At 56.0% G+C, this 23,392-nt stretch carries 22 protein-coding genes; 16 read left to right on the top strand and 6 right to left on the bottom strand.

The genetic code is table 11. The features are described 5' to 3' along the window. Positions 1-86: 86 nt before the first annotated feature. From K6123_RS19140 to K6123_RS19080, 13 genes are all read left to right on the top strand, one after another. On the top strand, positions 87-1,613 hold the full coding sequence (locus K6123_RS19140; RefSeq protein ID WP_246624911.1) for an NAD(P)H-hydrate dehydratase: 1,527 nt from the start codon (positions 87-89) through the stop codon (positions 1,611-1,613). A gap of 63 nt (positions 1,614-1,676) precedes the next feature. Further along, positions 1,677-2,231 (top strand): tRNA (adenosine(37)-N6)-threonylcarbamoyltransferase complex ATPase subunit type 1 TsaE, encoded by a 555-nt coding sequence (gene tsaE / locus K6123_RS19135; protein WP_343224018.1) that lies wholly within the window; start codon positions 1,677-1,679, stop codon positions 2,229-2,231. After that, positions 2,228-3,568: an N-acetylmuramoyl-L-alanine amidase gene (locus K6123_RS19130; protein WP_343224017.1), complete on the top strand. Its 1,341-nt coding sequence runs from the start codon at positions 2,228-2,230 to the stop codon at positions 3,566-3,568. The genes tsaE and K6123_RS19130 overlap by 4 nt, the downstream gene beginning before the upstream one ends. 7 nt (positions 3,569-3,575) lie before the next feature. Further along, positions 3,576-5,534 carry a DNA mismatch repair endonuclease MutL gene (gene mutL / locus K6123_RS19125; protein WP_221800729.1) on the top strand — a complete coding sequence of 653 codons (1,959 nt, stop codon included), beginning with the start codon at positions 3,576-3,578 and terminating at the stop codon, positions 5,532-5,534. Next, a complete protein-coding gene (gene miaA / locus K6123_RS19120; protein WP_221800728.1) occupies positions 5,534-6,493 on the top strand; it encodes a tRNA (adenosine(37)-N6)-dimethylallyltransferase MiaA in 960 nt (319 codons plus the stop codon). The genes mutL and miaA overlap by 1 nt, the downstream gene beginning before the upstream one ends. Positions 6,494-6,603: 110 nt before the next feature. Next, positions 6,604-6,855: an RNA chaperone Hfq gene (gene hfq / locus K6123_RS19115; RefSeq protein WP_221800727.1), complete on the top strand. Its 252-nt coding sequence runs from the start codon at positions 6,604-6,606 to the stop codon at positions 6,853-6,855. Between the two features lie 25 nt (positions 6,856-6,880). Continuing rightward, positions 6,881-8,191: a ribosome rescue GTPase HflX gene (gene hflX, locus K6123_RS19110; RefSeq protein ID WP_221800726.1), complete on the top strand. Its 1,311-nt coding sequence runs from the start codon at positions 6,881-6,883 to the stop codon at positions 8,189-8,191. A 131-nt stretch (positions 8,192-8,322) separates the two neighbouring features. After that, complete coding sequence (gene hflK / locus K6123_RS19105; protein ID WP_221800725.1) at positions 8,323-9,528, top strand: FtsH protease activity modulator HflK; 1,206 nt, start codon at positions 8,323-8,325, stop codon at positions 9,526-9,528. Further along, entirely contained in the window at positions 9,528-10,394 is an 867-nt protein-coding gene (hflC, locus tag K6123_RS19100; RefSeq protein ID WP_221800724.1) for a protease modulator HflC, read from the top strand. Before hflK ends, hflC begins: the two co-directional genes overlap by 1 nt. 163 nt (positions 10,395-10,557) lie before the next feature. Continuing rightward, positions 10,558-10,749 carry a DUF2065 domain-containing protein gene (locus K6123_RS19095; protein ID WP_221800723.1) on the top strand — a complete coding sequence of 64 codons (192 nt, stop codon included), beginning with the start codon at positions 10,558-10,560 and terminating at the stop codon, positions 10,747-10,749. A gap of 13 nt (positions 10,750-10,762) precedes the next feature. After that, on the top strand, positions 10,763-11,944 hold the full coding sequence (locus K6123_RS19090) for an ATP phosphoribosyltransferase regulatory subunit (protein ID WP_221800722.1): 1,182 nt from the start codon (positions 10,763-10,765) through the stop codon (positions 11,942-11,944). A gap of 7 nt (positions 11,945-11,951) precedes the next feature. After that, entirely contained in the window at positions 11,952-13,244 is a 1,293-nt protein-coding gene (locus K6123_RS19085; protein WP_221800721.1) for an adenylosuccinate synthase, read from the top strand. 202 nt (positions 13,245-13,446) lie between these two features. Continuing rightward, positions 13,447-14,166 (top strand): pseudouridine synthase, encoded by a 720-nt coding sequence (locus tag K6123_RS19080; protein WP_221800720.1) that lies wholly within the window; start codon positions 13,447-13,449, stop codon positions 14,164-14,166. Positions 14,167-14,168: 2 nt separating this feature from the next. Here the strand turns inward: K6123_RS19080 and K6123_RS19075 are convergent, their stop codons facing one another. The 3 genes from K6123_RS19075 to K6123_RS19065 are packed head-to-tail and all read right to left on the bottom strand — an operon-like array spanning position 14,169 to position 18,358. After that, positions 14,169-15,722, bottom strand: a complete 1,554-nt coding sequence (locus tag K6123_RS19075; protein ID WP_221800718.1) for a vWA domain-containing protein — start codon at positions 15,720-15,722, stop codon at positions 14,169-14,171. 28 nt (positions 15,723-15,750) lie between these two features. Next, positions 15,751-16,236: a hypothetical protein gene (locus K6123_RS19070; RefSeq protein WP_221800716.1), complete on the bottom strand. Its 486-nt coding sequence runs from the start codon at positions 16,234-16,236 to the stop codon at positions 15,751-15,753. 37 nt (positions 16,237-16,273) lie between these two features. Then, positions 16,274-18,358, bottom strand: coding sequence for a beta-propeller domain-containing protein (locus tag K6123_RS19065; RefSeq protein ID WP_221800714.1), 2,085 nt, complete (start codon positions 18,356-18,358; stop codon positions 16,274-16,276). 179 nt (positions 18,359-18,537) lie between these two features. On the opposite strand from K6123_RS19065, the gene K6123_RS19060 reads away from it, so the two are divergent. Next, positions 18,538-19,239: a hypothetical protein gene (locus K6123_RS19060; protein ID WP_221800712.1), complete on the top strand. Its 702-nt coding sequence runs from the start codon at positions 18,538-18,540 to the stop codon at positions 19,237-19,239. A gap of 3 nt (positions 19,240-19,242) precedes the next feature. On the opposite strand, the gene K6123_RS19055 is transcribed toward K6123_RS19060, so the two are convergent. Then, complete coding sequence (locus K6123_RS19055; protein ID WP_221800710.1) at positions 19,243-19,569, bottom strand: hypothetical protein; 327 nt, start codon at positions 19,567-19,569, stop codon at positions 19,243-19,245. Next, positions 19,566-20,444 carry a DUF6502 family protein gene (locus K6123_RS19050; RefSeq protein ID WP_221800708.1) on the bottom strand — a complete coding sequence of 293 codons (879 nt, stop codon included), beginning with the start codon at positions 20,442-20,444 and terminating at the stop codon, positions 19,566-19,568. Before K6123_RS19050 ends, K6123_RS19055 begins: the two co-directional genes overlap by 4 nt. A gap of 233 nt (positions 20,445-20,677) precedes the next feature. Here K6123_RS19050 and K6123_RS19045 point away from each other — a divergent pair, with 233 nt between their 5' ends. Further along, positions 20,678-20,914: a DUF2061 domain-containing protein gene (locus K6123_RS19045; RefSeq protein WP_221800706.1), complete on the top strand. Its 237-nt coding sequence runs from the start codon at positions 20,678-20,680 to the stop codon at positions 20,912-20,914. A gap of 133 nt (positions 20,915-21,047) precedes the next feature. Further along, positions 21,048-21,938 (top strand): TraB/GumN family protein, encoded by an 891-nt coding sequence (locus K6123_RS19040; RefSeq protein WP_221800704.1) that lies wholly within the window; start codon positions 21,048-21,050, stop codon positions 21,936-21,938. Between the two features lie 34 nt (positions 21,939-21,972). Here K6123_RS19040 and K6123_RS19035 read toward each other — a convergent pair whose 3' ends face one another. Continuing rightward, positions 21,973-23,100 carry a DUF5610 domain-containing protein gene (locus tag K6123_RS19035; RefSeq protein ID WP_221800702.1) on the bottom strand — a complete coding sequence of 376 codons (1,128 nt, stop codon included), beginning with the start codon at positions 23,098-23,100 and terminating at the stop codon, positions 21,973-21,975. Between the last annotated feature and the right edge of the window lie 292 nt (positions 23,101-23,392).

Raw genomic sequence — 23,392 nt, 5'->3', positions numbered from 1 at the left:
GGCCGCCATTCGGGTCGGCGTATCAGAGCCAGCGGGCCAACGGGGATGCTCCGGTATTCATCGCAAAGTGGGGAAGGAATACAAGGATGAAGCGACCAAACAGTGTAATGGACCATTTACCTGGTGCGGTGTACACCGCCCGGCAGGTTCGCGAACTGGACATCCTGGCGATCAGCCTGGAAGAGATCCGTACCTTTGAGCTGATGGCTCGTGCTGGTGAAGCCTCGTTTGCCTGTATGCTGGGCAAGTGGCCGGATGTTGAACACATTGGGGTACTGGTTGGCAACGGCAACAATGGTGGCGACGGTTATTATCTGGCGGCACTGGCAGCCTTGCATGGTATTGGCGTCACGCTATACACCCTTGGCGATCACAGCGAACTGTCGGCCGCCAGTGCCGAGTCGCGTCAACTGGCACTGGATGCTGGGGTGATGCCGCATGTCTTTGATGGAGAATTCGATTTTAACGGCGATCTGATCGTTGATGCCTTGCTTGGCACCGGACTCAATAAACCGGTTTCCGGGCTGTTTGCGGCGGCGATTCATGCGGTTAACAATCATCCGGCCGAAGTGCTGGCGATGGACTTGCCCTCCGGTCTGAACGCCGACACCGGCTGTATCATGGGGGCGGCGGTGAGGGCGGATATGACGGTCAGTTATGTCGGTATCAAGCGTGGTTTGCTGATGATGGAAGGCCCGGAGCTGGCGGGTGAAATCGCCTATGCACCGCTGTCTTCGGTTCGTGAACTGGGTTTCCAGATTATTCCTGATGCCGAACGTATCAGCTGGCACCGGCTTGAGCGCCAGCGTGAGTTGTTACCGCAGCGTACTGGCAATTCCCACAAGGGCCAGTTTGGTCATGTGATGGTGATCGGTGGTGATCACGGCATGGCAGGAGCGGTGGCGATGGCCAGCGAAGCCGCCGGTCGCAGCGGTGCCGGGCTGGTCAGCTGCGCCACTCGTCCTGAACATGTGACGGCCATTCTGTGTCGGCGTCCGGAAGTGATGGTGCACGGCGTTGATTCCGGTCTGGAGCTGGCCGCCTGTCTGGAAGCACCCAGCGTGCTGGCGGTAGGGCCGGGTTTGGGCCGTGGCAGCTGGGCAGAGCTGTTAATGCAGCAAGTACTGAATTCTGACAAACCGCTGGTGCTGGATGCCGATGGTTTGAACCTGTTGGCATCTCCGGCGTGGCAGCGGGAATTTTCCGAACGTAACGTGGTCCTGACTCCACACCCTGGTGAGGCAGCGCGGCTTCTGGAACTCGACACGGTTGAGGTGCAGCGCGACCGTTTCCAGGCGGTGCGCCAGCTGGCTGCCAAATATCAGGCCGTAGTGGTGCTGAAGGGCTGCGGTACCTTGATTGGGGATCCGGCCGGGCGGGTAGCGATTTGCACCGACGGCAATCCGGGTATGGCCTCTGGTGGCATGGGAGACGTGCTTACCGGGGTGATCGCTGCACTGATGGCGCAAGGCTGTGACGCCTGGAAAGCCGCGCGCCTTGGCGTTTGCCTGCACAGCGCGGCAGCGGATCTGGTGGCAGCGGAACACGGTGAGCGTGGTCTGCTGGCGACCGACCTGATGCCCTATATCCGTAACCTGAACAACGCCCGCTGATGATGGCGATCAGCTGGTGAGCTGATAAACTGGCCCGGTTTGATTATTGAAGACTTTACCAACGTGACTGCTGAACATTCTCCCGTCCTGAGCCTGACCCGTAATCTGCATGGCGAAGCCGCTACGCTGGCCTTTGCTGCCAGTCTGGCGCCCTTGCTGACGTCGGGAGGCCTGATTTTCCTGCAAGGCACGTTGGGCGCTGGCAAAACCGCCTTTTCCCGTGGTCTGATTCAGGCGTTGGGTCACCAGGGCGCGGTTAAAAGCCCGACCTACACGCTGGTGGAAGATTACCTGCTGGATTCCCTGCACATTTATCACTTCGATCTTTATCGCCTTGGCGATCCGGAAGAGCTGGAGTTTATGGGCATTCGCGATTACATCGATGGCGACGCCCTGTGTCTGGTCGAATGGCCAGATAAAGGCCATGGCGTGTTGCCGCCAGCCGATCTGATTATTGATCTCGATGATCTTGGCGACAGCCGCCAGATTTACCTGACTGCCGCATCTGCCCGTGCCAATAGCTGGTTGCAGCAACTGCAGTCGCGTGACAGCAGCTTGCAGCCGGTTGAGGACACCTTGCAGCTGGCTGGCCAGGTGCGAACGGGGGCGCAGCCGTGACGGGGCGTTGGATTCGGCCGTTTGCCGCCATGCTGACGCTGGTGGTGGGCCTGTTTGGCTGTCTGGCTGCGAATGCCGATGTCCGTGATATTCGGGTCTGGCAATCACCGGAAAGTACCCGGCTGGTTCTGGATCTGACCGAAGCCACCGAACACAAGATTTTCCCGCTGACCTCACCCAACCGGGTGGTGATCGATCTCGCCAACGCCAAAATGCTGGCCAACCCGGATAACGTCGAACTGGCCGATACCGCGGTTTCCGGGCTGCGTACCGGTCACCCCGACAAGCACACCCTGCGGATTGTGCTGGACCTCAATGAGACCCTCAAGGTCAGCAGTTTTCCGTTGGCCCCTAACGATGTCTATAAGGACTATCGTTTGGTGGTTGACCTGAAACGGCCAGATACCGCCCAGTCGGTATCGCCGGTCAAACAGGCGGTGACGGAAATCAGTAAGGCGCGCGACATTATTATTGCCATCGACGCCGGTCATGGCGGTGAAGACCCGGGCGCATCCGGGCCCAAGCGCACCAAGGAAAAAAACGTGGTGCTGGCCATTGCCAAACAGTTGGAGCAGAGGCTCAAGCAGGAACCGGGTTACACGCCGTTTATGGTGCGTACGGGGGATTATTATATTGGTTTGCGTGAGCGTACTGAAAAAGCTCGTGCCGCCAATGCTGACTTCCTGGTTTCCATTCATGCTGACGCTTTCAAACATCCGAGCGCTCATGGCAGCTCTGTGTATGTCTTGTCGGATCGCGGTGCGACGTCAGAAACCGCGCGCTGGCTGGCGGATAACGAAAACAACGCCGACCTGATCGGCGGTATCTCGCTGGATGACAAGGACGATCACCTGCGCATGACGCTGCTCGATCTGTCGATGACCTACCAGCGTAATTCCAGCAAACGCATTGGCGGCGACATCCTCAAATATCTTGGCAAGATCTCCTATCTACACAAACGGCAGGTGGAAGAAGCGGCGTTTGTGGTGCTGAAAGCGCCGGACATGCCAGCGCTGCTGGTGGAAACCGGCTTTATTTCCAATCCGGAAGAAGAGCGCAAACTCAACACCGTGGCCTATCAGAAACAGATGGCCGGTTCGATTTTTGACGGCATCAAGGACTACTTCACCGATCATCCACCGGGTGGCACTCTGATCGAAGCCCGTCGTAGCACTCCGGCTCCGGCGTTATGGCGGTCGTATGTGATTCGCAGCGGTGATACCCTGTCGGAAATTGCGGTCAGGAACGGCATTGGCATCAGTGAACTGCGTCGTTTCAACGACCTCGATGATGACCAGATTCGTATCGGCCAAACCATCAAGATTCCCAACTCCTGATATCCCCATGCCCCAGATTCATTTGTTATCGCCTCGCCTTGCCAACCAGATTGCGGCAGGGGAGGTGGTGGAACGTCCTGCCAATATCGTCAAGGAGTTGGTCGAAAACTCCCTCGATGCCGGTGCCAATCGTATTGAAGTGGACGCCGAGCAAGGCGGTATCAAGCTGTTGCGGGTGCGGGATAACGGCTGTGGTATCGACAAGGACGACCTGCCGCTGGCACTGAGCCGCCACGCCACCAGTAAAATCGTCACTCTTGATGACCTTGAAGCCGTGATGACCATGGGCTTTCGTGGTGAGGCGCTGGCGTCGATCAGTTCGGTATCGCGGCTGACGCTGACGTCGCGGTCGGAAAATGCGGATCTGGCCTGGCAGGTGGAGGCCGAAGGCCGCGACATGATGACCAAAACCAGTCCGGCAGCCCATCCGGTTGGTACCACGCTGGAAGTGCGTGACCTGTTTTTTAATACCCCGGCGCGCCGCAAATTCCTGCGTACCGAAAAAACCGAATTCAGCCATCTGGAAGAACATTTAAAGAAGCTGGCGCTCAGTCGTTATGACGTCGCCTTCAGCCTGCGTCATAACGGCAAGGTGATTCATCAGTTGCGGGCGGCCGAACGCGGTATCGAAAAAGAGCGCCGTGTTGCTGCGTTGCTGTCGCCGCAGTTTATTGATAACGCCATGCATGTTGATACCGAAGCTGCCGGGCTGAATCTGCAGGGCTGGGTGGCCTTGCCGACCTTTTCGCGCTCGCAGGCCGACATGCAGTATTTCTTTGTTAATGGCCGTGCGGTGCGCGACAAGCTGGTGGTGCACGCGATCAAGCAAGCCTATCGCGATGTGTTGTTCCATGGTCGTCATCCGGCCTTTGTGCTGTACCTGACGCTGGATCCGAAACTGGTGGACGTCAACGTTCACCCGACCAAGCACGAAGTGCGTTTCCGTGACGGTCGGCTGGTGCACGATTTCCTCTTCCGCACCCTGCACCGGGTGTTGGGAGAAGTGCGGCCACAGGATCAGCTGCCGCCGACCAATGCCGCTGAGCTGACCGGTTCTACAGAAGTAGCTCAAATCGGTTTTGGCCTGAGCGCCAATCGTGCGGCAGCAACGGGGGTGGAAGCGGGAGAGTTTGCTGGTCAGGAACGCTTGCCATGGCAGCATCAGCCGTCGAATGCTTCCTATGCCGAACGTTCGGCGGTGGATTCGCAAACGCCATGGAGTCCGGCTGCAAGCGGAAGCTCAGGCAGTTATTCGCAAACGGCGTTTAGTCAGCGCCCTCAGGGCTCGCAGGTGGCGGATCAGTTGGCCGCCTATCGCTCGATGAGTGAACCACTGCCGGTGGCAACAACGACTCCAGCCTTGCCTGCGGACGACGGTGAAGTACCGCCGCTGGGGTTTGCCATTGCCCAGCTACACGGCATTTATATCCTGTCGCAGAACGCAGTTGGGCTGGTGCTGGTGGATATGCATGCCGCGCACGAACGCATTACCTATGAACGCCTGAAAGTCGCCGTTGATCAGCAGCAGGTCGCCAGTCAGCCCTTGCTGGTGCCCCAGACGCTGGCGGTCAGCGAGCGTGAAGCCGATGCCGCCGAACAGTTTGCCGACGAATTTCGCGCACTGGGTGTCGAGTTGGCGCGGGCCGGGCCGGAATCCGTGATGATCCGGCAGATTCCAGTGTTGTTGCAGCAAGCGCCAGTGCAGCAACTGATTACCGATATGCTGGGTGATCTGATGGAGCATGGTACGTCTGATCGTATTGAAGCCCATCGCAATGAAATTCTGTCGACCATGGCCTGCCACGGTTCGGTACGGGCCAACCGCAAATTGACCATTCCGGAAATGAACGCGCTGTTACGGGATATGGAAGCCACCGAGCGCAGCGGCCAGTGTAACCACGGCCGCCCGACCTGGACCCAGTTGAGCATGGCTGAGCTGGACAAACTGTTTTTACGAGGCCGTTAATGACCAGCCAGACCTCCCTGCCACCTGCCATTTTCCTGATGGGGCCAACCGCCTCGGGAAAAACCGCCCTGGCACTCGAACTGGTGGAGCGTTTCCCCTGTGACATTATCAGTGTTGATTCGGCGCTGGTGTACAAGGGCATGGATATTGGCACGGCCAAACCGGACGCCGCCATGCAGGCGCGGGCGCCGCACCGGCTGATCGATCTGCTGGATCCGGCCGAGCCTTATTCGGCAATGACTTTCCGCGAGGACGCGCTGCGGGAAATGGCGGCGATTACGGCGGCGGGTCGGATTCCATTGCTGGTCGGCGGCACCATGATGTATTTCAAGTTCCTTCGCGATGGCGCGGCGGACTTACCCCAGGCGGATGAAACAATCCGTTCTGCGTTGCTGGCCGAAGCCGACAAGCATGGCTGGCCGTGGATGCATGAACAGTTGGCCAAGGTTGATCCTGAGTCAGCTGCGCGACTGAAACCGATGGATCAGCAACGGATTCAGCGGGCGCTGGAGGTGTATCGGGTGTCGGGCAAGACGCTGACGCAATTCTGGGAGGAACAACAGACGGAACCGCTGCCTTACCATGTGGTCAATTTTGCGGTTTGCCCCAAAGATCGGGCGGTATTACACCAGCGCATCGCCATGCGCTATCGTCAAATGATGGCCGACGGTTTTCTGGAAGAAGTGCGGGCGCTGTATCAGCGTGGCGATTTGCACACAGGTTTGCCGTCGATTCGGGCAGTGGGCTATCGCCAGGTGTGGGAATACCTGCAGGGTGAGTACGATTACGACAGCATGATTGAGCGCGGCATTATTGCTACCCGTCAGCTGGCCAAACGTCAAATCACCTGGTTACGCAGCTGGCCGGATTTGCACTGGCTTGAAACAGATTCACCGGAACTGTTGTCTACTGCCTTGAAAATACTTGAAGCGAACGCCATATTTAGCAAGTCGCTGTAATTAGTCAGCTCTGGCCTTGTTTCAGGCACTTTTCGCGCGACGGACTGGGGATATTTTTATTTTTGCGCTGCCGTATATTGGCGGCATTTACTCGTTGAGGAGAGTACACAATGTCAAAAGGGCATTCGTTACAAGACCCTTACCTGAATCAGCTCAGAAAAGAGCGGGTGCCGGTATCGATTTTTCTTGTGAACGGCATCAAGTTGCAGGGACAGATTGAATCATTTGACCAATTCGTAATTTTGCTGAAGAACACTGTCAGCCAGATGGTATACAAACATGCCATCTCTACCGTTGTGCCATCTCGCAACATCCGTATGGCACCAGTAGAAACGAATGACGAATCCGGCGACGACAACTGATTGACAGTTGAGGAGTAGCGACTAGTTGTTCTTTGAGCGCCCACAGAACGGTGGAGAGACAGCCGTTCTGGTGCACATCGATTTCCCGGAGGGAGTCAACCGAGAGGATCTGGCTGAATTCCGGGAACTTGTGATCTCCGCCGGAGCTGATCCGGTAGAACTGGTAACCACCAAACGTGATGTACCCGACGCCAAATTTTTTATCGGAAGCGGCAAAGTCGAGGAAATCCGTGAAGTCGTGCAGTTGCACGGCGTTGAGCTGGTTATCTTCAACCATTCCATTACGCCCAGCCAGGAACGTAACCTGGAGCGGGCACTGCAGTGTCGGGTACTTGATCGTACCGGCCTGATTCTGGATATCTTTGCCCAGCGGGCACGCACCCACGAAGGTAAGTTACAGGTCGAACTGGCCCAATTGCAGTATCAGTCTACCCGTCTGGTACGGGGCTGGACGCACCTTGAGCGTCAGAAAGGCGGTATCGGCTTGCGTGGTCCGGGTGAAACCCAGCTGGAAACCGACCGTCGATTGCTGCGTGAACGGGTGAAAAACATCAATGCCCGGCTCGCCAAGGTGCGTGCCCAGCGGCAGCAGGGCCGACGGGCACGGCAGCGTTCCGCAACGCCAACCGTGGCAATTGTGGGTTATACCAACGCCGGTAAATCGACCTTGTTCAACGCCTTGACGCAGGCCGATGTCTACGCCGCTGACCAGTTGTTTGCGACGCTCGACCCAACCCTGCGACGCTTGCCGGTTGAGCCGATTGGCGAAGTCGTGCTGGCCGACACCGTTGGCTTTATTCGCCACCTGCCGCACAAGCTGGTTGAGGCTTTTCAGGCAACCTTGCAGGAAGCCGCTGAAGCCGACTTGCTGATGCACGTGGTCGACAGTGCTGCGGAAGAGCGTGACCGCAACATAGCTGAAGTTGACAAGGTGCTGGCGGAAATCGATGCGACGGAAGTGCCACAACTGCGGGTTTACAACAAGATTGACCTGCTGGAACACGGCCAGCCGCGTATTGATCGCGACGAAGCCGGTGTACCGGTAGCGGTCTGGTTGTCTGCCATGCAACGACAGGGCTTTGACTTGCTTGAGCAGGCGATTGGCGAGCTGTTGGGTGACGACGTGGTGTCAGAAGACATTTGTCTGTTGCCGGCGGATGCCAAGCTGCGGGCGATACTGTACGAACTCGGCGCAATCAAACAGGAACGTTATGACGATAATGGTGACGTCTGGTTATCCATTCGTATGCAGAAACAGGACTTCAAGCGAGCGCTTGCGCGTGCCGATGTTGCTGTCAGCCGCTTCCTGCCGGAACCGCGGGAACCGTGGCAATAGTCATGTTTTATCGCATTCGCCGGGAAAATCGTTATCATTGCGTCACATCTGAATAAAGACGAAGACAGCCATTGTGAAGGGCAATGGCTGGTTTCCAACAATGACAAGAAACTTCCCTGACGGAGTTAACTATGGCCTGGAACGAGCCCGGCGGTAAGGGCAATCCCAATGATCCCTGGGGTAACAACAACCGCGGCAATAACAATCGCGGCGGCGGAGGTGGCGGTAATCAGCCACCGGATCTGGATGAAGCGCTGAAGCAGTTGCTCGACAAGCTCAATGGCATGTTCGGTGGCAAGGGCAACGGTGGTAACTCAGGTAACAGCAGCAATGGCAATGGTGGCGGTCTGGCCAGCATGGCGGTTATTGCAGCAGCCATTATCGTTGTACTGGTAGTCTTCAATTCTTTCTATACCCTCGATGAAACCGAACGTGGCGTGGTGCTGCGAATGGGTAAATACCATGACACCACGGGTCCGGGTTTCAACGTCAAGGCACCTTTGATCGACTCGGTATTGCCGGTTAACACCACCGGTGTACGGGAAGTTGAAGTCAAGGAACGCATGCTGACCGAAGACGAAAACATCGTCGAAATCGAACTGAGCGTGCAGTACCGGGTATCTGATCCGGTGAAATACGCCCTGCGCGTCGAATCACCTGAGCGCACTCTGGTGTCGGCGGCGGAGTCTTCGCTGCGTCACGAAGTGGGTTCTACCAAGATGGATCAGATCCTGACGGTTGGTCGTAACCTGCTGGCTGACCAGGTACAGGTACGTCTGCAGAATTATCTCGACCGTTACGAAACCGGTATGGTGCTGAGCACCGTCAACATCAAGGACGCCCGTGCACCGTCGCAGGTTAAGGATGCCTTTGATGACGTGCAGAAAGCCAAGCAGGACAAGGATCGCTTCATCAGTGAAGCCGAAGCCTATGCCAACTCCGTCGTACCGGAAGCTCGTGGTAAGGCCCAGCGTGAGCTGGAGGAAGCATCTGCCTACAAGGATCGGGTCATTGCCCGTGCCGAAGGTGAGGCCGCTCGTTTTAACGACCTCTATGCTGAATACAAGAAGGCTCCGGCCGTAATGCGCGAGCGTCTGTATATCGATGCGTTGTCGAGCGTTTATACCCAGTCCAGCAAGGTGCTGGTTGATGTGGATGGTGGCAACAACATGATGTACCTGCCTCTCGACCAGATCATCAAGAATATGCCTGTGTCACCGGTTGGCAGCTCTGGCAGCCTCAGTAACGATGATATTTCCCGTCTGACCGATCAGGTTCTGGAGGAAGTTCGTTCGCGTCAAACCACATCATCAAGTACTCGCCGGGAGGGTCGTTAATGTCTACTAAAACGCTGATTATCGGCCTGTTGGCAGCCATTCTGCTGAGTGCCGCCAGTGGTTTCTACATCGTCAACGAGAAAGAACTGGCGATCAAACTGCAACTGGGTGAAGTGGTTGAGTCGGACATCCAGCCTGGCCTGCACTGGGCGCTGCCATTCGTGCAGAACGTCAAGAAGTTCGATGCCCGGATTCTGACGCTGGATTCCAATCCATCCCGTTACCTGACTTCCGGCAAGAAGTACGTCATCGTTGATGCATTCGCCAAATGGCGTATCAAGGACGTTGGTGCATATTACCGCGCCACTTCCGGCAATCGGATGGAAGCATCCAAGCTGTTGTCGAACCTGATGAACAAGGGCCTGCGTGACGAAATCGCCGCTCGTACCATGCACGATGTGGTATCCGGTGAGCGTGACCAGCTGATGACCAAGCTGACTGGCCTGCTGAATGAAGACACCCAGTCTGAACTGGGGATCGAAGTGCTCGACGTGCGCGTCAAGGCGATCGATCTGCCAGACGAACTGAGTGACTCTGTTTACCAGCGGATGTCGGCAGAACGTCAGCGGGAAGCCCGTGAGCATCGCTCCCAGGGCCGTGAGCTGGGCGAGGGTATTCGTGCCGATGCTGACCGTCAGAAGACGGTTATCGAAGCTGAAGCCTACCGTGATGCGGAACGTACCCGTGGTGAAGGCGACGCTGAAGCTGCTCGTATCTACAGCTCGGCGTTCAGCAAGGATCCGGAATTCTATTCCTTCACCCGTAGCCTGAAAGCCTACACCGAGACCTTCAAGAGCAACGATATCTTGCTGTTGAAGCCGGACAGCGACTTCTTCCGCTACATGAAGGATCCTTCTGGCAAATAATCAATTCCGCTGATCGGCTCCTGAGCATGGAGTTCGCCCAGCGGTTTTGCTAGAATCCGGCAACCGGGCCACTGGCCCGGTTTTTTTGTGAGAATTCGACGGGATTGATCACTAATTGAACGCTTCTGCGTTAGCGGATCATCCCTCACCCGACGATACAAGTATGACGCTCTGGCAAGAATTAACGGTCGCCATTTGTCTGGTATTTGTACTGGAAGGTCTGATGCCTTTCCTGTTACCGGCACAGTGGCGCCGCTGGGTGGTCTCTCTGGCCGATGCCGACACCCGGACCATCCGCATGACGGGCCTGTTCAGCATGCTGCTGGGCGTTGGTCTCTTGTATCTCATCCACTGATATGGGCTAAAGAATGACACTAGCGGATCGCTGGCTGTTACCGGACGGCATTGAAGAAGTGCTGCCACCGGGTGCGCAGCAGATTGAACACTTGCGTCGCCGTTTACTCGACCTGATGGACAACTGGGGTTATGACCTGGTGATGCCTCCGGTGCTGGAATATCTTGATTCCCTGCTGACTGGCACTGGCAAGGACCTGGATCTGAGAACCTTCAAGGTAACGGATCAGCTGTCTGGCCGACTGATGGGTCTGAGCGCAGATACCACTCCCCAGGTTGCGCGTATTGATGCACACAGCCTGGCGCCGGAAGGCATTGGCCGTTTTTGCTACTGCCGTACCGTTTTTCATACCCGCGCCCGTTCACTGCTGGCCAGCCGCACACCGACCCAGATTGGTGCCGAGTTGTACGGTGAAGCCGGTGCCGAGGCTGATGTTGAAGTCATCAGTCTGATGGTCAGCCTGCTGACTGCCAGCAAACTGAAAGAAGTGCATCTGGATCTGGGTAACGTTGGTGTGTTCCGCGCCATTGCTGCGGCCGCTGCGATTACCGAAACCAAGCAGGCACAGCTGTTTGGTTTGCTGAAACTCAAGTGTGCTTCTGATATCGAAGCCTGGGCCGAAGCTGAAATCGCCGATGCCAATGGCAAACAGGCGCTCAAGCTTCTGGCCCGTGCGCAAGGTTCGGTGGCATCGCTGCAGCAGACCTTCGCGCAGATTGCCGCACTGGTGCCAACCGCTGCTGCAGAACTGGATCATTTGAACGTCGTTGCCGGACAGCTGGCCGAACGTTATCCAAATGTACCCTTATACATTGACCTGACCGAGCTGCGTGGTTATCAGTACCATACCGGTCTGGTCTTTGGTGCCTATGTACCTGGCTATGGTGATGCCATTGCCCAGGGTGGCCGCTATGATGAAACCGGCAAGGCCTTTGGACGTGCGCGTCCGGCCCGTGGTTTCAGTGCTGACTTGCGTGTGCTGGCCCGTTTGGGTGAATACCAGCCAGAAGCCAAGTCGGTTGTGATTGCTCCTGCCAGTGGCGATGCTGCGCTGTGGCAGAAAGTAACTGAATTGCGCGAGCAGGGTATGCGAGTAGTCTGCTGTCGTGAGCAAGACTCGCAGTCTGCGGATTACGCGCTGCAACAACAAGGCGGCCAGTGGCAACTGGTCCAGGTTCAACCAGATCAAGATTGAGATAGTCATGGGTAAGAGTGTTGTCGTTCTGGGCACCCAATGGGGTGACGAAGGTAAAGGTAAAATCGTTGACCTGCTGACCGAAAAGGCCGCTGCAGTAGTACGTTTTCAGGGTGGTCACAACGCTGGTCACACGCTGGTAATTGATGGCGTTAAGACCGCGCTGCACCTGATTCCATCCGGAATCCTGCGTGACGGCGTGAGCTGCGTGATTGCCAACGGTGTGGTGGTTGCACCGGACGCCCTGCTGAAAGAAATCCGGGCGCTGGAAGAGCGTGGCGTACCTGTGATGGAGCGTCTGCGTTTGTCCCACGCCTGTCCGCTGATCCTGCCGTACCACACGGCGCTGGACCAGGCTCGTGAAGTGAAGCGTGGTAACGCCAAGATCGGTACTACCGGTCGCGGCATTGGCCCTGCCTACGAAGACAAGGTTGCCCGTCGCGGTCTGCGTGTTGGCGATCTGTACCAGCCTGAATTCGCTGACAAGCTGAAAGACGTGATGGAATATCACAACTTCTCGCTGACCCAGTACTACGGCTGTGAAGCGGTGAACTACGAAGAAACCCTGGCTGCCTGTCTGGACTGGGCTGCCCAGCTGAAAGACATCGTGGTTGACGCGGTTGAACTGGTGCACAGCGTGCGCGAAAGCGGCGGCGACATCATGTTTGAAGGTGCCCAGGGCACTCTGCTGGACATCGACCACGGTACCTACCCATTCGTAACCTCGTCCAACACCACCGCCGGTGGTGCAGCGACCGGTTCCGGTGTTGGTCCACTGTATCTGGATCAGATTCTGGGTATCACCAAAGCCTACACCACCCGTGTTGGTTCTGGCCCGTTCCCGACTGAGCTGACGGATGCGATTGGTGAGCACCTGCAAACCAAGGGTAACGAAAAAGGCACTACTACCGGTCGTTCCCGTCGTTGTGGCTGGTTCGATGCCATGCTGGTGAAGCACTCTATCCGGGTTAACTCGATCAGCACCATCTGTCTGACCAAGCTGGACGTACTGGATGGCCTCGACACCATCAAGGTGTGTGTGGGCTACGAAGACCAGGATGGCAATGCTATCAACGTACCGGCTTCTGCTGACCAGTTCGAGAAGATCAAGCCGGTTTACGAAGAGCTGCCAGGCTGGACCGAATCTACTTTCGGTGCCAAATCGCTGGATGAGTTGCCAGAAAACGCCAAGGCTTATATCCGCTTTGTGGAAAAAGCCATCAACGCGCCGATCGACATTATTTCTACCGGTCCTGACCGCGTAGAAACCATCGTTCTGCGTCACAGCTTCGATATCTGATCTTGCTGAAGTCCCGGCTGGCCGGGACTCCATGTAAGTGGATACCCGTTTGGCTGGAATACCGTATCGCCTGCCATATTGGTTAGGCGAATTAAAATGCCGCGCAATGCGCGGCATTTTTGTAGCTGCTGTCTGAGCTGGAGGTTGCGATGGTGAAGCTGTTTTTGCGGTCCTGCTCAGGGCTGACAGGCAGTGCTGGTTAATGGCTGTGGGTGGTTATCATCGGCTTGACCGTTTTATTGCTGCCAACAGCAAGTGGTCGCGGCGCGATGTACGCTTGCTGCTGGGCCAGCGGCGGCTGTGGGTAAACGGTGCGCCAGCAACCGATATCAATCAGCTGGTCGGGCCCTTTGACCGTATTGAGCTGGATGGTCAGCTGCTGCAGGACCTGCAGCCCATCTATCTGGCGTTACATAAACCGGCAGGCATTGTCAGCGCCACCTCGGATGCCGAGCACCGCACTGTGCTGGACCTGCTGCGCGAATCTCTGGCTGTGGACCAGCAACCGCTGAGTGCTGTGGAACTGCAGCAACTGCATATTGTTGGCCGCCTCGACAAGCAATCGACAGGCTTGCTGCTACTGACCAACGACAGTCGCTGGTCCGCTTCCCTGATGGCACCTGAGAGCAAGGTCAGCAAGGTTTATCTGGTGACACTGGAAAATCCGGTCAGCCAGGATTATGTCGCGGCATTTGCCGCTGGCATGTATTTCCCGTTCGAAGACATCACCACACAACCGGCCAGACTGGAGATTCTGTCTGAGCATCAGGTGCGGGTGACTCTGACCGAAGGCCGTTACCACCAGATCAAACGCATGTTCGGGCGTTTTCGCAATCCGGTACTGAGGTTGCACCGGATTGCGATTGGCGACTGGCAGCTGGATGGTTTGCCGGAAGGGCAGTGGCGTCGGATTCAGCCTTGAGCTTATTGCTGGCTGATCAGACAGAACTGCTCAATGGCATCCTGGTAGTTCTGCAGGGTCGGGTGTTCGTCTGTCAGCAGCAGTAGCCCGGAATCTTGTACCTGATCACAGCTGATGCTGCCAGCGATCAGATTCGCCAATGCGGTAACAGCCGCCGCCGCACGGGTTTCACTAAGACCCTGTGCTTGCATACTGGCCAGATCCAGCGTCAGGCTGTCTTGCTGGCTGATGCCCGCATCATCAGTCCAGCTGATCTGCAGTGTGACTTCAGCACTATCGGCCAGGTTGCTGTCAGTCGAAAAAGCCTCGAAGAAAAACTGCTCGCTGTTGTAGGCGTAGTTGATGGTCTGGATGTCGCTGGCTTCAGTCGAGCGTTCTTCTGCTGCTGAGGCGACGTGCTGCCAGTTATCCGGGTAATCGAGTTTGAATAGCACATCATGGACGGCAACATCGACGAAGCGCATAAAGTCATCACCAAACAGCCGGGTTGCATCGGCAGGTGTCACCATGGCGGAATAGCTGCCTTTGCCAGCGTCCGTCAGCTCATTGAGAAAGTCTTCATCAAAGCCGGAACCAATCCCAATGCCGGAGAAATAGATGCCTTCCATATCGTTGATGAGGATGTTGTTGGCAATCACGCTGGTATCGGTTTCGCCGGTGTTGGCGTAAGCATCCGTCATTATGACGACCCGGTTGGCTTTATCTGCATCGTAGTATTGCAGGGCGACGTCATAGGCCAGCTGGACCCCGGCGTCGAGATTGGTGGAGCCATTGGTACTTAGTTGCTCGAAATAATCAGCCAGTTCGGCGGTATCGAGGTCGGCGGAAGTGGATTGCTGGCTGTAGAGCCAGTTTTCCAGCACCACGCTGGCACTGGTGTTGAATTCAACCAGATTCACAACATCGCCAGGCTTGAGTGCAAAACGCAGTTGATCGAGGCCATATTGCAGCAGATCGAGGCGTGTACTGACCCCATCAATGGTTTCATAGAATCCGCCATAAAAAGCACTTTGCATCGATCCGGAGGTATCAACAAGCAGGGTCAAGACCAGATTCTTGCGTTCTGCCTGGCTCAGTTGTGGGCCTTGTACGTCGATTCCCACAGCGAGGTAGTTTTCTGCGGTTGAATCGAGCATCAGTTCGCTGGCACTGGCTGGCAGGGCAGACATGGAAATCTCGAACGGCCCGACTGTCTGGCTGTTGAAGCTGCCAAAGGATTCAGCATTGAGAAATTCATAGGGGCGGCCCCAGCTGCTTTGTGGCAGCAGGCCCTGCTCCAGATAGAAAAAGCTCAGGTCCCGTGAGGCGGTGCTGGCTGAATCGTCGTAGGAAAAATAGAAATAGCTGTTGTCAGCTTGTTGGCTGTCAGTGTCATCACTGTCGTTTTCATCCGAGATTATCCCCGGGCTGGCCGAAGTGCTGGAGTCATTAATAACTGGATCAACAGTGCCTGCACTGTCGGTTTCTGTTTCGCTGCCATCACAGGCGGTCAGCAGCAGGCTGGTCAAAAATAGCACCAGCAAAGGCGATGCTTGCGGGAGAGTGGTTGTACGCATTCCAAAATCCTTTTGTATGAATAATGACTTACCAGCGCTCGGTAAAGGTGATCAGATCAGAACTTCCGGTATCTATCTGCACCAGTAGCCAGCTGGCTGTTAAAACCTGGCTACAGCTACTGTCACTGCTGCTGGAACGTAACAGATTGACGGCAAGTCCATGGTCGGTTGCTGTAATGCTGTTAAGACCGATTCCGTAGCAGCTATTTGGAGTTGAGCCGGTGTAGGCAAAAATTACCCTGCTGCTGTCAAAGTCGATGGTGTTGGCCGTTGGACTATCTGGTAACTCCGCTAATAAATCTTCGTATTCCTCCTGACTGGTTAATACACGTAACTGGCTGCCTGCACCGAAGGCTGCAAAGGTTATATCGTCGTAACTGGCCGAGCTTTGCTCGATAATTTCGTAATTGTCATCGCTGAGGCTGACGTCAGGGCTGTCATCAGAGCCGCAACCTGCCAGTGCCAATGTTATGGTCAGGATCGTGGTGGGCCAGAGGGTTTGGTTAGGGGTCATAAATCTGTTCCTTGATTGGTGATTAACAGGCCAGCTGTTACCAGCTTTCCAGAGTGCCGGATTCCACTGTGCCGTTGCTGATCAAATGCAAACCAGCACCTTGTAAGGCAACCCGACTATAGCCGTAGTAGTAGCGGTAGTTATCGTCGTCGGCTGACTGATAAGTCTGGTTGAGCCGGGTAGTCAGGCTGCCGGTGTCTGTAATGGTGTCTGGACTTGTATTGATATCGGCAACAAAAATGCGGTTGCCTTGCCAGTTCCAGTCTTCATATTCGCTCCAGCTGAACGCCAGTCGCACACCTGAGTCGGTGTCCATAAAGCTGATGGCATGATGATCGTAGAGGGCGTCGCTCCAGGAACCGCGGCTGCCCAGCTCCAGGCTGCTGATCTCTGTCGGGTTGGCGGGGTCAGAGGTATCAAACAGACTGAGTTTTACGCCCTGGGTAAATCCTGAATCATCGGCAGCCTGACCGAGCCCGAGCAGCAGCGTGTCGTTAAGCGGATGCAGGTAGGAAGAGAAACCGGTGATTTCCAGTTCTCCTTCGATATAAGGGTCACTGCTGTCACTGAGGTTAATGACATAGAGCGGATCGGTTTGCTCGAAGGTGACGACGTAGGCGCGTTCACCAAAGTAGCGCACCGATTTGACGTCTTCGCCGGGTTTGCCAATCACACTGGTACGCTCGCTGTTGGGCAGCTGGGCCACCAAATCGAGACTGCCGTCGCTGGCGGGCTTGAGGATAAACAGCCGGTGTTGCCAGTCATCACTGGATTCGACCGTTGTACTATCCGTCGCGCTGCTGGATGTACTGTCATCGCTGTTCGTACTAACTTCCGGCTGCCACTCATCAACGTCATCAATGGCGACATCGTCCCAGACACTCCAGTTCCAGCTCGAGGTCAGGATTCTTAACAAGCCCGCGCGTTCGCTGAGGCGGAAGGACGGTAGTGTGCCATCCAGGGTGCCGGGGACCGAGCCGCTGGCGATCAGGCTGAAGCTGTCGAGGTCGTACCAGTCTAGGCGAGTCGCATCCCAGCGGCTGTCGGTATAACCAGTGAGAATGAAGGCGTCAGTGGAGGCATAAACACCACTGATGCGGCCGCTGTTGCAGCTGGCTTGCCAGTCGCTCGGGTCGCTGAGATTCACCCGGATCAGGCTGACGATGCTGGGGTAACCGTTGTAGCTGTTGGCGGCGGTCAGATCGGGCACATTGCAGTCGCCATCCTCGAACAGATGGCCGCTGACTTCGCCATCAATCCAGACTCGTGGCAGCAAGTCTTCAATGGGGGTATCGAGTACCTGTTGCTGCCACTCATTAACCGACAAATCGCTGCCGTAGGGAGCCTCGATTGCGGGTGTGAATTTGCTGACCAGATACAGCTGGCCGTCAACCACCCGGCTACTGAGCAGATAGCCTTCAATGCTGAGTTGATAGCTTTGGTTCGGCTGGGCTGGATCAGCCAGGTCGAGCAGGCGTATATCGGTGCTGTAGGACTTCCAGTACCAGGGGCTGTAGTAGTCATCGACCTCGGCAACGCTGCTATAGCCTGTGTGTTGAGTGCCATCTACACCACTGCGAGTCAGCGCCACCAGTTGCTGGTCGAGCAAATACAGGCCATCGACGCTGTAGGCACCGGTCAGGCTGGTAGTGCCTTGCAGACTGCTGCTGACCGGATCATCACTGGTTGCCCAGCTGAGAATTTGTGGTTCCGTCGGAGAGTCGCTGTCCAGCCAGGCTGGCATGGGTTGCTGGACGGCGTAGAGGTAGTTGCCGTTCTGTTTGATCAGGTCGGCTTCATCGACGCCACTTTCCTGGGTATTAGTGGTGGAATAACCGGATTCATCCGCGCTGCTATCGGCGTCAGCGACGCCATCAGTGGCCGTCTCGGTACCGGTTGTATCGTCGGTATCGTAGTTGTTGCTGCCACTGTAGCTGTCGATATAACCGCGCTTGAGATACTGCTCCAGCGTCGTTGCCGACGACAGCTGACCGTCCACATCGACGGATTCCTGAGAGTGGGAACTGCCGCCACCACAGCTGCTCAGCACCGTGCAAATGACTATACCGGGCAGCCAGCCCAAGCGTACTAGTGTCGCCTTGTTCATGTCCGTCTCGTCCATGTCGTGATTATCTTTTATACAAAATAATTTATGTGGAAAATTTTCCCATTTCAAGGCCGTTTGAGAAAACACGGTTAAATTTAATAAATTTGTTACAAGAAATTGTGTCCGTGGCCATATGCTTTGTTGGGCAGTGTGAGTGGCCAGACGGCAGTGAACAGGGTGCAGGGAAGGCAACAGTGTTGAAGGCAGTAGCAGTAAAGACAATCACGGCACAACTGGTGTTGGCGGCTATGGCGGTGTGGACGCAGACGGCTAATGCCGACGAGTGGCCTGCACGTTACAGCTGGGGCTGGCATTTCGGTCTGGCTGACAGCTCAGATGGCCAGAGCTGGCAGAGTCTGCTGGCGAGTGCTGCCGTAATTGTGCCCGGGGCAACCCCAAAATGGCGTTTGTCGGCGACTGTTGGAGTGGTGGAGTCATCCTCTCAACGCAGTTTGGCAGACAGCTGGTTGAGTGTGACACGGCTTGGCCAGCAGCGACATCTGGGCCAGTGGTGGGACCTGCAGTGGAAGCTCAAGTTGCCGACAGCCGATGCCAGCAAGGGGCTGGGGACCGGCGGTGTCGATAATGAATTGAGGGTCCAGTCGCTGGCACGGCTGGCCAACTGGATTCCGTGGTACTACGTCGGTTACCGCTGGCGCGGCAGTAGCGACTATTACCGCCTGCAGAACGGCTTCAGCTGGGGAGCCGGTGTGAGCTGGTATCGCTGGAACATCAGTTACAGTGGCCGCCAGAGCAGCCTGCGCGACGGCCCGGTTCGTCATACCTGGACGCTGGGCCGTCAGCTGACCATCGCCGAGCGCCGCTTTTCCCCTTACATCAGTATCAGCAAAGCCGTTAACACTCAGTGGGGCGTGGGATTTTCCAGCCGCTTCTGACGTTTACTGATTGCCGGAAGACGGTGTGTCTGGTTGCCCGGCATCGTTAGACCCTGTCGCATCGTCATTGCTTGCTGGCGTGCTGGTATCAATGCCCGGACGGACCATATCGTGAATATCAAACAGGTCGGGCCGCTCAAAGACTTCCGGGCGTTCTGGTTGAGCCGGGCCCTTGCCAGTGCCGCCGATACCTTCTTCGTCACCACCGTGAATCGGTGTTTTCAGGCCGGTACCGCCAATGCCATCGGGTTCGGTGTCTGCCTGACTGGTTGGCACAATGGTCAGCCCCAGAACCAGCAAGACAGCGGCCCGCCGTATCGATGTGTTCATGGGTTTGCGTCCTTGCCTGATATTTCTGTGTTGCTATTTGTCGTGCTGTCGGGTCGCAATGGCGGTTGCTGATTCAGCGGTTGCTGACTGAAATAGACTCCGGCATTCATACGCCAGTTGCCGGGTGATTCCAGCTTCAGCTGGCGGGCCTTATCGTTGACCCGCTTGAGTAATTCCATCGACTGTTGCCGATAATAGTCATGCAGCTCTGTGACGGCATGTTCCGATAGCTGACCATAATAAACGCTACGTTCCAGTAATGGCGTCTGTTGTGGGTCAAGATTACGGGAAGCCGTTTCTATATGGTCGGCCAGATTGCGTTGCCAATAATAGAGCTGCTCTTCTTCATTACCGCTGGGGATGTAGGCCTCGGCGGTCAGCATCACCTGGTCCTCTGTGTTGAGGGTGACGATACCCAGGCGTTGCCATTCGTCCAGCACCGCCCGTGGGCGAATATCCTGGCGGCCGACGGTTTCCACCAGCGTCTCGAAACTGATATCACCGGGTTGCCGGCTCTGGCGAGCGATCGGTTGTGGCTGACCATCGGCCTGATAACCTGGCTGCGATAACCAATAAGCCAGCAACTGGCCACCGAGGGACAGGTTGGCAGGAGCTTGCGGAGCCGGAATGACATCTTCCCGCAGCCGTTTGATTTCCTTGCGATGAATACCCGTCAGCAGGCTCAGACGGCTTTCGGTCTGGCGCTTGCCATCCTCCAGCATGAATTCCTGATCGGCAACCTCGACGTAGAGCTGCTTCAATAGCGGCTGTAGCAGGGGGTAGGTCACCTGATTCTTCAGCAGCAGACGCACCAGAGGTTTCAGCACCCGGCTGGCGGCATTCAGATATCGGCTTGGGCGTTCAAGTTGGCTCATGGTCAGGTTGGTCAGCAGGTGTTAGCACCACTCTAGCGGAGGCGGGCGGCCAAGTCCAAAAATGGAGATATTTACCATTTTATACATTGGGAATCTTCAATCAGCTTTTGGATCCTGGTTTTTAAAAAGCTATCAGGACGATTTTATTATTTGATTTTATCTATTATGGCGCTGGCCCTATTCTGAAACTGTCTTCCAAACACATCGCCAGCAGACCTGGCAAGGAGCCCACCATGGCCAAGACACTGACCTTCGCGGTAATGCACTTTTCAGTGGCCTTCACTGTCGCCTATCTGTTGACCGGTGATTTGCTGGTGGGCGGACTGGTAGCCATGGTGGAGCCTGCGGTTAACACAGTCGCCTTTTATTTCCACGAAATGGCCTGGAACATGAGAGACAAATTGCAGGAAGTGGGTAGCGAGAGCCTGCAAGACTGGATGACGCTGAATTCTGAAGGTGCAGGTCGCTAGTCAAAGCACTTTGCAGCGGCTCGGCGTGGAAGGCATGAGTCGCAAGGACCCGGGAAGGAGAGCGCAAGCCGCTTGAATTCCCGCTCCCGGTTTGCTGAACTGCAGGCCGGAAATAAAGTCAGGGAAGCCGCCATTGAAAACGCTATTGAAAACGCCGTTATTTGCTCTTCTACAGATACTGCTATTTGCCACGACAACTCTGCTCGGCAGTCACAGCCAGGCGGATGCCTCGGTCTGGCAAGTCAGCAAGAATGGCAGCCATATTTATCTGGCTGGCACTATCCATTTACTCAAGCCTTCTGATTATCCATTACCTGATGAATACGAAACGGCCTTTCAGCACAGTGACAGGCTGGTGTTCGAAACCGATATTGGCAAGCTCAATACACCGGAACTGCAACAGCTGGTGGCACAGACCATGTTGGCCGGACCGGAAGAAACCATCGACAAGGTCTTGTCGCCGCGCACCTACAGCGCCTTGATGCTGGAATTCGGCAAGCGTGGCATGAGTTTACAGCAACTGCGACCGTTCAAGGTCTCGCTGGCGATACTGACACTGACGGTTGCCGAAATGAAAGCCCGGGGGCTGACAGCCAGCGGGGTTGATGAGTATTTCTACCAACGCGCGCTGGAACAGGGCAAAGCGCTGGGTATGCTGGAGAGTGTGCAACAGCAAATCGATTTTCTGGCCAATATGGGAAAAGGCTCAGAAGATGAAATGGTGTCGCAGACCTTGCGGGATTTGCAGGAAATCGAAACCAAACTGGCAGATATGGTTGCAGCCTGGCGCAATGGCAACACGGAACGAATGAACCAGGAGCTGGTTGAGGATATGCGGATTAACTACCCGCAGGTGTATCAGCAGCTGCTGGTTACCCGTAACAACAACTGGTTGCCTGGCATTGAGCGGTTGTTTGCTGAAGACGGTACCGAGCTGGTAATGGTGGGGGCTGCCCATCTGGTTGGGCCAGACGGCCTGCTGGCACGCTTGCAACAGGCCGGTTATGAGATCAGTCGCCCTTGAACAGGATAGTGAATCGTCAGCGTACAGTGCCTGTTCAGCTGGCGGTGCCTGTGCGGGCTGCCATCACGTCCCGCAGGCCCTGATTGAACTGCTCAAACGTTGGCATCAGGGGATTGTCCTTTCCAACCAGACTCTGGGTCAGCTGATCCAGCAGCTGCATGGCATCGGCAAACGGATTGACCTTTTGCAGGGTTGCCAGGTAGGTGTCGGCGTAATTGGCCAGCTGGGCTTTCATGCCCTGTAGCTGACTAGTTGGCGCGTCGGCAGCCACCGCCTGATAGCGGCTGGAGGTCTGGGCAAAGGCGCTTTGGCGCAAGTCCAGACTGAAAGATGCCAGCTCATTTTTGTCATAACCCATCGACATCGCCTGTTCCAGCGCACCGCCGAGATCCCCGGCAAAAAACTGGTTGCTGAGGCTCTCGACTTGTTTGAACAGATTGCCGAGCGCTTCCATCTCACCATCATCAAGCTCGCCATCAACGGAAAAACTGAACTGCTGATCCAGCGATGATGCAAAGGCATAACGGCCGCCTGACCAGGATTCGGCCGCCGCCGCGTTGCTTTCAAAATAAACCGTGACTGTGTCACCGTCGCGGGTTTTGACTTCCAGTGACATCTGGTTGCTGGCGGCGGCTGCCGATCGGGAGGATGTGCTCTGAAACCCCGCCAATAGCGACTGACGGGTTTGCTGGCTGGCTTCCAGCGCGGCAGCCTGGTCGGCCTTGCGGTTGCTGACATAACTTTCGAGGCTGCCGAGGTCGGTCAGGCTACTATCGACCAGCGAGCGTGAAGAGGAGATGTCTGTCTGGGTCTGCTCATCCAGCATGCCCATGTCGTCGAGCATTTTGGTGGCTTCGGCGTAGCCTTTTTCGATCCCGGCACGGGCCGCATCCAAACGCGCCTGAATGCGTTCTTCAGAAGCACCGGATTTCTTCAGCTGGTCGATACCTCGCACCACAAAATCGAGAATATTATTGGCGGTGGTCTGCGGATCCTGTTTCGCCGCCGACTGCACCGTTTCGGTTTCCTTGCTGGCATCGGTGGCCGCTGCCTCGCCGGACTTACTGCTGTCCGTCGTCTGTTTGGCGGCTTCGTTCTGGACCTGGTTGCGGGCGTAGGTCTGGGTGAATGCCTGGTTCAATTTGGAGTTGATATTGATCATGCCAATGCCTCCTGACCGTCGCTTCTGTCGGGCAGGGCAGAAGACAAACAAGGGTGGGTATCTGATCGTTATCGACAGCGATTTGAGGAACTTTAGCGAAAATTTTGAGGCTGCCTTATTTGTCTAAGGCAACAAGGAAGGAATGCTTACTCGACGGTTGGAGACAGTGTTCTGGTTGAATAACCCGGACACCTCAAGAAGAGATAAACTCTTCTCAGCCAGAGGTGCCAACCATGAGTCAGAAACGCAGTTACAAACAGTACCCACAAGAATTTAAGGATGAAGCCGTTGC

It is taken from the genome of Oceanobacter mangrovi (assembly GCF_019740315.1).
GTDB classification, from domain to species: Bacteria; Pseudomonadota; Gammaproteobacteria; order Pseudomonadales; family Oceanobacteraceae; genus Oceanobacter; species Oceanobacter mangrovi.
The sequence above is the reverse complement of the archived record's forward strand: the minus strand, read 5'-3'. Positions and strand labels throughout refer to the sequence as shown.